This is a genomic window from Myxococcales bacterium (assembly GCA_022563535.1).
Classification (GTDB): Bacteria; Myxococcota_A; UBA9160; order UBA9160; family UBA4427; genus DUBZ01.
On the sequence record JADFNE010000105.1, the window covers coordinates 1 to 9,376 of the forward strand.

The window sequence follows — 9,376 nt, forward strand, 5'->3', positions numbered from 1 at the left end:
GGGCGATGTCGGCAAAGAGCACGGCCCCAACCTCGTCGGCAATGTTCCGGAAGGCAGCAAAATCGATCGTGCGAGAGTAGGCCGTTGCCCCGCACTGGATCATTTTGGGTCGATGTTCGAGGGCCAGCTTGCGCAGTTCGTCGTAGTCGATGCACTCGTCTTCCCGACGCACGCCGTAGGGAACAATATTATATTGCTTGCCGGAAAAGTTGACCGGGCTGCCATGGGTGAGGTGTCCACCATGGTCGAGGTTCATCGCCAGAATCGTATCGCCGAGCTTGAGCGCAGCCTGGTAGACCGCTGCATTTGCGCCAGAACCCGAATGGGGTTGGACGTTTGCATGGTCGGCGCCGAACAAAAGCTTTGCGCGATCGATCGCGAGGGTCTCGACCTCGTCGACGAATTCACAGCCCCCGTAGTAACGCCGGCCCGGATAACCCTCCGCGTATTTGTTGGTCAGCGCGGTTCCCATGGCTTCGAGCACGGCCTCGGAGACGAAATTCTCCGACGCGATCAACTCGATCGAGAGCGCTTGACGACGGCTCTCGTGCCGAATCAGCTTTGAAATTTCTGCATCCACCACATCGATGTGGGGAGTTCGCGATGCATCGGTCCGAATCGGTTCTGCCATGATGTTCCTCTGTTTCCATTGCGTCGGTTGCTACGCCGGTCGTTGCGCCGGTTGTTGCGCCTTACCTTCGGAACTTCTCGTCGGGATAGGCATCGAAACTGCAGCGCGACAGGGACGCGGACGCGGCACGTTACAACATAGCGATCCAAATGGCGCCTGCCTGGGGCACCCGGGGATCAATCGCGAACGATACCGAATACCAGGGTGGCGTTGGTCCCGCCGAATCCGAACGAGTTCGAAAGCGCAACTTCGACCTGTAAGGCGCGCGCCTTTTCGCTGACATGGTCGAGGGCACACTCGGGATCCGGGTCGACCAGGTTGATCGTCGGCGGAAGGATCCCGGTCTGGAGCGCGCGCACGGTAAAGATCCCCTCCACGGCACCCGCTGCCCCCAGCAGATGGCCGGTCATCGACTTCGTCGCGGACACAGCCACATGATCGATCCATTTGCCGAAAACTCGGCGCAACGCGTGGACTTCGGGCGGATCACCGGCGGGCGTGCTGGTCGCATGGGCGTTCACGTGACCGACTTCTGAGGCGGAAACTCCGGCGTCCGCCAGGGCCAATTCCATGCAGCGCGCGGCACCATCGCCCTGTTTCGGCGGTTGGACCATGTGAACTGCGTCCGCGCTGGCTCCGTACCCCAGGACTTCGGCGCAGATATTCGCACCCCGGGCCCGAGCGTGTTCGAGGCTCTCGAGCACCATGATCCCGGCGCCCTCCCCCAACACAAAACCATCCCGCCCCGAATCGAACGGTCGACTGGCGCGCTCGGGCTCCAGGTTGCGCGTACTCAGCGCTTTCATGGCAGCAAATCCACTCACGGTGATCCCGACGATCGGCGCTTCGGTCCCCCCCGCAATCATCACGTCGGCGGCACCTCGAGAGATCAGCGCAGCCGACTCCCCGATCGCGTGACTTCCCGATGCGCAGGCGCTTACGTGACACAGATTGGGCCCCATCAGTCCGTACCGGATGGATACGCTGCCAGCAGGCATGTTCGAAATGCACATGGGGATCGTGAAGGGAGAAACCCGTCGCGGCCCTCCCTTGGTCAGTGCATCGTGATTGTCGAGCAGGGTTTTGACACCCCCAATGCCTGAGCCGATCGCGACACCAATTCGCGTACGGTTGCCGTCGTTGATCTCGAGCCCGCTATTGGCGAGCGCCTCGTCCACTGCGACGAGCGCGTACCGCACCACCGGATCCATGCGTCGCAGCTCTTTTGGCAATACCCCCGGCGGTTCGGGCACACTGGGCAGTTCGGCGGCCAGTTGTACCGGATAGTCCGTGACGTCGAAGCGAGTAATCGGTCCCACGCCGCTTTGTCCAGCGCAAGCGGCGTCCCAGGTGGAGGACAGGTCTAGACCCAGCGGCGTCAGACAGCCCATGCCCGTGACCACGACTCGCTCTGCCGGAGTCTTTGCCGTGGACATGGGAACTCAGGCCTCGCTTTGCTCTTTCACGCTTCGCTTCTTCACGTAGGTGATGGCGTCGCCGATCGTCTGGATCTTCTCGGCGTCTTCGTCCGGGATTTCGACGTCGAACTCTTCTTCCAAAGACATCACCAACTCGACAATATCGAGGGAGTCGGCGCCGAGGTCGTCGAGAAAGGACGCACTGGGTACGGCTTCTTGCACGGAAATTCCGAGTTGTTCCACGATGAGCGCTGTCACCCGGTCCTCAAGCCCCATGCTCAGTTTCCTCCAGATCGAGCTGCAAAAGCAGCCATTAAGCGCCCAGACCCCGGACAAAGGCCCGGCCCCAAGCATAGTACGGTTTAAATCCGCCGGGCCGCCTAGGCGCCGGTTTTACCCACGAAGGCCACTGCTTCCGACAGATCTTCAATGCTGCCGAGGTTGGCTTTTTTTGTGCGCCGAGAAATCCTGGCCAGTAGACCCGCGAGCACGCGGCCGGGCCCCACCTCGAGATACCGATCGACTCCCAAGCTCGTCAAATTGGCAATCATGTCTGTGAAGCGCACGGGCGCGGTCACCTGAGCGCGAAGTAGCCCGGGCAACGCTCTGGCGTCGCTGTTGGGAGCCGCTTCGACATTGCTGACGACCGGTATTGCGGCGTCGCGAAAGTCTACCGCGGACAATTCGTCGGCGAGTTTTTCGGCGGCGGGCTCCATCAGCGAACAATGGAACGGAGCAGAAACCGGCAACGACACGGCGCGCTTGGCACCCAACTCGAGTGCCTTCTCGCAAGCCTGCGCCACGGCCGAGGCCAAACCCGCGATCACAGTCTGTTGCGGGGAATTGAAATTGGCCGGAGCGACCACGTCGCCCGTCGCTTGTGCGACTGTGTTGCATGCTTCCATTGCGATCTCGGGAGTGCAGCCGATCAATGCCGCCATGGCTCCGAGACCTGAGGGCATGGCTTCCTGCATGAAACGCCCTCGCGCGTGAACGAGTCGCACCGCCGCTTCGAATGAAAGAGCCTGCGCTGCGACGAGCGCCGAGTATTCGCCGAGACTATGTCCGGCGAGATATGCGGCGCCCGGTTCGACCTGCTCTTCGAGCGCCCGGAGCAGCGCAATGCTGGTCGTCAAAATGGCCGGCTGTTGATTCTCCGTCAACTGCAACTGATCTTCGGGACCGTCGAAGCACAGACCGCTGATCGAGAAGCCCAGGGCGTCATCTGCCGCCTCGAAGGTGGCGCGAGCGGCGGCCGACGCTTCAAAGGCGTCGCGCCCCATCCCTACGAATTGCGATCCCTGACCGGGAAAGAGCAGCGCCAGCACCGAAGACTATTCCGCTTCGGTCTCGATGACCGTGCGCCCGCGGTACTTGCCGCAGTTGGGGCACACGCGATGGGGCTGTCTCGTCGCACCACAATCGGGACACGTGCTGCGGCTTCCGGTTGTCAACGCGTCGTGGCTTCTGCGCTTGTCGCGTTTGGCCTTGGACGTTTTTTGCTTGGGTACTGCCATTTTCTATTGTCCTCCTGCGCCCTGATGGCGCAGCTGTGCGAGCACTGCAAAGGGAGATTCTTTCTTGGGTGTGAGTCCTGCGACATCGCACCCGCAGTTCGTGTCATTCTGCGAAACCCCGCAGACTGGACACAAACCCTTGCAGTCCTCTCGGCACACAGGGTGAAGTGGAAGCATTTCCGCAATCACCTCTGTGAAAAATCCATCCAATTCGATCACAGCGCCCTTGAACCAGGCACTTTCGAGCTCATCGCTCAGGTAGAGGCCGTTGCGAGCGAGACTTTCGCAACCCTCGGAATCCGGCGGAACCCTGCCCCTGGCCTCTTCCGCAACCAGCCGGAAAGAATCGCGAAGCGCGTGACGATAGCGCGCCAGACAGCGTCCGCATTGCACCCCGATTACCCCGCTGCACTCGCCCTCGAATATCACATCCGACCCGATCAGGTAGCTGCGCAGCGAGAACTGAAACGGAGCCAGAATCTCGCAATCCAGATCCCGGGCGGCGGAGATCCTCTCGCGCCACCAGCTGGCTGAGGCCTCAAATACTTCCGCCACGGGGCTTTGCGTCAGACGCTCGACGATGATCTTCACGGTCGATACTCGCGGTTGGGGACATCCAGGGGATTCGAGAAAACGGAATCAAATCGAAGAATTGGCCCGATTTGGGGGGCCAGATTTCGGCAACCAATTAGCAAAAACGAAGGGCTTCAGCCAATTTTTGCCTCGCTTCAAACCGACCGCAGACTCTCAACGCTGCGTTATGATCCGCCGCCATGTCGAATCTACGGACGCGCTTCGCCCCCAGCCCCACGGGGTTCCTGCATCTTGGAAGCGCCCGAACCGCGCTTTTCAACTGGGCCTACGCACGCCACCACGGTGGCGTCTTCGTGCTGCGCATCGAGGACACCGACCGAGAACGCTCGACGGCCGAATCCGAGGCCGCCGTAATCGACGGCCTGAATTGGCTCGGTCTCGATTGGGACGAAGGCCCGTTTCGCCAGAGTGAACGCGCCGGGCGACACGCAGAAGTGATCGAAGACCTGCTCGCCCGGGGCGAGGCCTACCGCTGTGTCTGCAGCAAGGACGACCTCGAGACCCGCAAACAGGCAACCCTGGACGCCGGGGGCAAGTGGACCTACGACGGACGCTGCCGAGAAGCCCAGCACGGACCCGACTGTGGCGAACATACGGTGCGCCTGCGCTTGCCGGCCAGCGGCTTGCTCGGCTGGAAGGATCTCGTCTTCGGCGCCAGTGGACAGGATGCGAGTGAAGTCGGCGACAAGATCATTCGTCGCAGCGACGGCGGTGTGCTGTATCACCTCGCGGTCGTCGTCGACGACATTGACATGAAGATCAGTCATGTGATCCGCGGCGCGGACCATCATCCCAACACACCCTTTCAGATCGCGATCTACCGCGCACTCGGCGTCGATCCTCCGGAGTTCGCCCACGTGCCGCTGATTGTGGGTCCTTCGGGCAAGAAGCTCTCCAAGCGGCGCGATCCGGTTTCGATCGAGGAGTTTCGCGATCGTGGTTACCTGCCCGACGGTCTGCGCAATTGGCTGATCCGCCTGGGCTGGTCCCACGGTGACCAGGAAATCTTCAGCCGCAAAGAAATTGTCGAGCAATTCGATCTCGACGGCGTCGGACGCGCGAGCGGCCAGGCGGATCCCGACAAACTCCTCTGGGTCAATCAACAACACATCAAAATTGCCGATGTCGACACGCTCATTCCGGCCCTCGAAATTCACTTCGAACGACATCTCGGTTTCGTTCCCGAACACGACGAACGGCTGATCAAGGTGATCGAGCTGATGCGCGACAGAGCCAAGACCCTCGACGAAATGGCGGAACTGGCGTCGATCCTGTTGCGCGATCCGATCGACTTGCGGGGAGAGGCCTCCGCCAAGGCCGTAAAGAAGCATCTCAAGCCCTCGGCACTTCCACTCGTCGAATCACTGCATCTCGCGCTCGAAAAACTGGATGTCGAAGAGTGGAACGAGGCCCAGCTCGAATCCGTCTTCGAGGCCGTGTCGGCGCACCACGACAACGCCAAACTCGGGAAAATTGCCCAGCCGGTTCGGGTGGCGGTTACGGGCGGACCCATCTCACCCGGGATCTACGAAACCATGGTCGCGATCGGCCGGCGCCGCTGCATGCCCCGTCTCGCCGACGCGATCGCCTTGATGCGCGAGCGCGCAGCGGCGGCAGAGCAAAGCAGCAGCTGACCGTTGAGAAACCCCAAGCCTTCGGATACGTTCCGGTGCCTAAAAATCACTGATCCCCGGTCGTCTAACGGCAGGACAGCGGACTCTGAATCCGTCAATGGAGGTTCAAATCCTCCCCGGGGATCCACTATACTCCCTATACAATCAGCTACTTAGATACCATAGTTGCCGGCCAAATCCTGCTGCTACGCTGCTGCTAGACCGCCGTTCTACTGATTTTCAGGGCTGCCAAAAACGGCCTCTGAAATCCGCACTGAATAGTAGAAGGCAGGCCATCCGTCACCGGCCCCACCGCCGCAAATCACACCCGAACGTCCACCCACAGCCCCGACGCTGTTGCAGGAAGTCGCCAGAAAGTTGCGACCTCCAAGGCCACAGCTGCGTCACGCATCCCCAACAGCAAGAGCAGCAGAGTTGCATGAAGCAGGCCTGCAAAGCGAAACGCCCAAGCCGGCTACAGGCTGGGCGTCTCATGGAGCTAATAAATGTCTACAACAGAAGCGTACCAGATTACGGGCAGCAATGCTGACAAAAACGCCAGCCAGCGATTGCATCGACGAGCTGCAGCCAGAAAAGACACATCAACATCATGGCGGCCCAACCCAGGACAGGAGCTGCTCGGCACATTCATTGAATGGAGCAGCGGCAAAACCAGCCGGGACGAAACCTACCAGATAGCAGTCATTGAAACTGAGGACGGGCAGCGGCTGGCCGTCTGGCTGTTCTATGCCGTGCTGCGAGATGAGTTCGACAAGGCCGATCCACAGCCAGGTGAGTTGCTGCTGATCCAGCGAAGTGAGGACAGGACTGGTGCCAACGGCAGCTACCGGATGTATTCCGTCACTGTGGACCGCGACAGCCAGGACTCGACTGGTGGTGCGTCATGAGTGTAGCAGCAGCCGGTAGTGTCGAACGCTGGACCCAGAGCAGTCCTTGCCCAGTTTGCAGCGGCTCACAGAATCAGCCACGCGGCAAGGGACAGCGCTGTCATGGCTTCCGCTCAACCGATGGCGACTACATCCACTGCACGCGAGAAGAATTCGCAGGCAGCCTCAGCCGGCACAAGAGCGGCGAAACCTTTGCCCACCGTTCCTGTGGCGAGTGCCGCTGCGGCTTCACGCATGGCAAGGCAGTGCAGCAGCCTGTACGGCCGAGCAGCAAGCCAAGTGCCAAACCGAAGCGAGTCTATGCATCGCTAGCCGAACTCGAGCAAAGCTTCGGACGGAACCTCGTCAGCACGCACGCCTACGAGGAAACCGTCGACGAGGAACGCGTCACGCGATACGTCGTCCTGCGGATACAGAAAGGCGGCGGCAAGAAATTCCTTCAGGCCAGCCCACAGCGCGGCGGCTGGGTGTTCGATATGTCCGGCGTCAAGATGATTCCGTATCACTTGCCTGAGCTTCTCGATGCAATCTACGCCGGAGACAGCATCCACATCGTTGAAGGCGAAAAAGACGTTGAAGCCGTCGAGGCCGCCCGTGGTGTGGCAACGTGCAATCCGATGGGCGCCGGAAAGGACGTGAAGCAATACGCCGAGTACTTCGAGGGTGCCGAACTCATCCGGGTTATCGCTGATCGGGATGAAGTAGGCCGCAGGCACGCCCAAGCATGGGTTGACGCACTGCAGCTCATCGTTCCGCAAGTCGAGCTCCTCGAGGCGGTTGAAGGGAAGGACGCGCACGATTCACTCGTCACGCACGGGCATTCACTCGAAACGGCATTCAGCCGCATTCAACCCGAGGAGCCGGCCGCAACTCAGGCCGAGCACGACGAAGAGTTGTTTGCACCGCTTCAGCCTTTCACGCTTCGCTACGGGCCAGATTTCCCGACCTATACATTGCCAGACAACCTGCGCGAGATGGTTGAGCACCTGGCCGAAGCGCAACAGATCCCGGCAGCGGTAGTGGCGCCATGGATGCTCGGCACGGTGGCGGCCTGTGTGGCGCGCAAATTCGAAGCGTCACCCAGAATCGGCTGGGATGAGCCGTTGAACATGTTTGTGATAGGCGCACTGCCGCCGGCCACACGCAAAAGCGGCACGCTCAGAGCACTCGCTGCGCCATTCACTGAACACGAGCGCAAATACAATGATGAGCACCGCGACGAACGCGAAGCAGGCGAGCAACTAGTTCGACTCATGGAGCGGCGGCTTGCCAAGGCAGAAAAATTCCACGCTGAAGCAGGCGAGGACGCTGAAGCCGAAGCCTTCGCCAAGGCAACCGTCGCCCGTGAAGCACTCAGCGAGGCCAGGCGGGCGGCAACCGGGCGACTAACGCTGTTCACGGCAGACATGACGCCGGAATCAGCAGCGGCACTGATGGAGCAGAACGGCGAACGGCTGGCCTGCATATCAGGCGAGGGAGATGAATTCTTCGCACTCATGCGGCGGTACAGCGCCAACGGTGCCGTGAATCAGGACGCCTACCTGAAGTTTCACTCTGGCGATCACCACAGAGTCAACCGGAAGAACAGTGCCACAATCGACCTCGAGCACCCGGCTTTGACGCTTGTGCTCGCTGTTCAAACCTCAGTCGTTCAATCCATCCGACTCGATACCGAGCTGCGGGAGCGTGGCATGGTGGCACGGCTTCTCTTTGCCGTTCCTGAGTCAACCCTCGGCAGACGCAAAATCGCAGCAGCCCCGGTGCCGAGGGATGTTGAGCAGCGGTATGCCAAGATGATTGCCTGGCTGCTGGACGCACACGGGGATCGAGTCGCAATCGAGTTCACCGACGAGGCGGACAATCTCCTGCGAGATTTCGAGGCCGAGCTTGAACCAAAACTCGGCGAGCGCGGCGAACTAGCGTCCATATCAGACTGGGCCGGCAAACTCGCAGGGCTCATCGTGCGCGTGGCTGGCACCCTGCACTGCGCAGTAGCAGCCAATGAATTGCAGCGGCCAGAGAACAGCAACATCTCTGAGGAAACCGTTGCCCGGGCAATTGAGATCGGCCGCTGGGCGCTTGAACACGCCCGGGTGGCACTGGGTGTGGCCTGGGAAAACGACCCGGAGGCCGAGCGAGTCTGGCACTGGGTAACCAGCCGCGCGATTCCGCTGGCCGAGTTCTCGGCGCGAGATGCTTTCGACAAATCTCGGGGCAGGAACGAGAAAATGGCTCCAACAAATCAGGGATTAGCAGGGCTGGTGGAGCGCGGTTTTCTGCGGCAACTGCCAGAGCCGGACAGCGGCAGATCCGGTGGCCGCCGCCGCTCACCTCAGTACCAGGTGAACCCGGAGGCGCTCAGCCTGAGCAGCCAGGCAGCCTGAATTTTCACCGGCAAAGCGACCACTTTTTAGAGGTTGGGCGTGTTGTGCGTGTATTGCGTGCAGGAGTAGAAGAAAAAACTACAGCGGTTGGTGATATTCCCGTGTAGGTGCCCTGTGTTGAGTTAGGGAGAGAAGTGGTTTTCAAAACAGCTATAGGCGCACAACACGCACAACACGCACAACCTACTTTCCGCGGAGGTTGTGCGTGCAAGCAGTCGGTTCTGTGGCAGTTGTGCGTGTAGCGGAATTGAACCGCTGCGGTGTATGGCCTCTGCCACTGCTGCAGCCGCCGAGGCCGGGGAGCTTCGGGC

General features: G+C 60.7%; 10 protein-coding genes and 1 tRNA gene. 4 read left to right on the forward strand and 7 right to left on the reverse strand.

The features are described 5' to 3' along the window. The 6 genes from glyA to IH881_19115 all read right to left on the reverse strand — a co-directional run. On the reverse strand, positions 1–631 hold a 631-nt coding region (glyA, locus tag IH881_19090), incomplete at its 3' end, for a serine hydroxymethyltransferase (protein ID MCH7869807.1). 176 nt (positions 632–807) lie between these two features. Then, the gene (fabF, locus tag IH881_19095) at positions 808–2,067 is read right to left on the reverse strand and encodes a beta-ketoacyl-ACP synthase II (GenBank protein MCH7869808.1); all 1,260 of its coding nucleotides are present in this window, start codon (positions 2,065–2,067) and stop codon (positions 808–810) included. Positions 2,068–2,073: 6 nt separating this feature from the next. Beyond that, positions 2,074–2,325, reverse strand: a complete 252-nt coding sequence (gene acpP, locus IH881_19100; GenBank protein ID MCH7869809.1) for an acyl carrier protein — start codon at positions 2,323–2,325, stop codon at positions 2,074–2,076. Positions 2,326–2,429: 104 nt separating this feature from the next. Then, positions 2,430–3,377 carry an ACP S-malonyltransferase gene (gene fabD, locus IH881_19105; GenBank protein ID MCH7869810.1) on the reverse strand — a complete coding sequence of 316 codons (948 nt, stop codon included), beginning with the start codon at positions 3,375–3,377 and terminating at the stop codon, positions 2,430–2,432. A 6-nt stretch (positions 3,378–3,383) separates the two neighbouring features. Next, positions 3,384–3,566: a 50S ribosomal protein L32 gene (gene rpmF, locus IH881_19110; GenBank protein ID MCH7869811.1), complete on the reverse strand. Its 183-nt coding sequence runs from the start codon at positions 3,564–3,566 to the stop codon at positions 3,384–3,386. A 3-nt stretch (positions 3,567–3,569) separates the two neighbouring features. Then, the gene (locus tag IH881_19115; protein MCH7869812.1) at positions 3,570–4,157 is read right to left on the reverse strand and encodes a DUF177 domain-containing protein; all 588 of its coding nucleotides are present in this window, start codon (positions 4,155–4,157) and stop codon (positions 3,570–3,572) included. 182 nt (positions 4,158–4,339) lie between these two features. Here IH881_19115 and IH881_19120 point away from each other — a divergent pair, with 182 nt between their 5' ends. The 3 genes from IH881_19120 to IH881_19130 all read left to right on the forward strand — a co-directional run bounded on the left by IH881_19120 (position 4,340) and on the right by IH881_19130 (position 6,681). Beyond that, complete coding sequence (locus tag IH881_19120) at positions 4,340–5,794, forward strand: glutamate--tRNA ligase (protein ID MCH7869813.1); 1,455 nt, start codon at positions 4,340–4,342, stop codon at positions 5,792–5,794. Positions 5,795–5,847: 53 nt separating this feature from the next. Then, a tRNA-Gln gene (locus IH881_19125) sits at positions 5,848–5,921 on the forward strand. A gap of 358 nt (positions 5,922–6,279) precedes the next feature. Next, positions 6,280–6,681 (forward strand): hypothetical protein, encoded by a 402-nt coding sequence (locus IH881_19130; protein MCH7869814.1) that lies wholly within the window; start codon positions 6,280–6,282, stop codon positions 6,679–6,681. 308 nt (positions 6,682–6,989) lie between these two features. Here IH881_19130 and IH881_19135 read toward each other — a convergent pair whose 3' ends face one another. Then, positions 6,990–7,187 (reverse strand): hypothetical protein, encoded by a 198-nt coding sequence (locus IH881_19135; GenBank protein MCH7869815.1) that lies wholly within the window; start codon positions 7,185–7,187, stop codon positions 6,990–6,992. Between IH881_19135 and IH881_19140 the strand changes: the two genes are divergently transcribed. After that, on the forward strand, positions 7,158–9,065 hold the full coding sequence (locus IH881_19140; GenBank protein ID MCH7869816.1) for a DUF3987 domain-containing protein: 1,908 nt from the start codon (positions 7,158–7,160) through the stop codon (positions 9,063–9,065). The two genes, IH881_19135 and IH881_19140, sit on opposite strands and share 30 nt — an antisense overlap. The last annotated feature ends 311 nt before the right edge of the window (positions 9,066–9,376 follow it).

What these genes read in the sequence shown, in the direction of transcription:
- IH881_19140 (MCH7869816.1), top strand. Translation starts at nt 7,158, where the DNA reads ATGTCCGGCGTCAAGATGATTCCGTATCACTTGCCTGAGCTTCTCGAT.
- acpP (MCH7869809.1), bottom strand. Translation starts at nt 2,325, where the DNA reads ATGGGGCTTGAGGACCGGGTGACAGCGCTCATCGTGGAACAACTCGGA.
- rpmF (MCH7869811.1), bottom strand. Translation starts at nt 3,566, where the DNA reads ATGGCAGTACCCAAGCAAAAAACGTCCAAGGCCAAACGCGACAAGCGC.
- IH881_19120 (MCH7869813.1), top strand. Translation starts at nt 4,340, where the DNA reads ATGTCGAATCTACGGACGCGCTTCGCCCCCAGCCCCACGGGGTTCCTG.
- IH881_19130 (MCH7869814.1), top strand. Translation starts at nt 6,280, where the DNA reads ATGTCTACAACAGAAGCGTACCAGATTACGGGCAGCAATGCTGACAAA.
- fabF (MCH7869808.1), bottom strand. Translation starts at nt 2,067, where the DNA reads ATGTCCACGGCAAAGACTCCGGCAGAGCGAGTCGTGGTCACGGGCATG.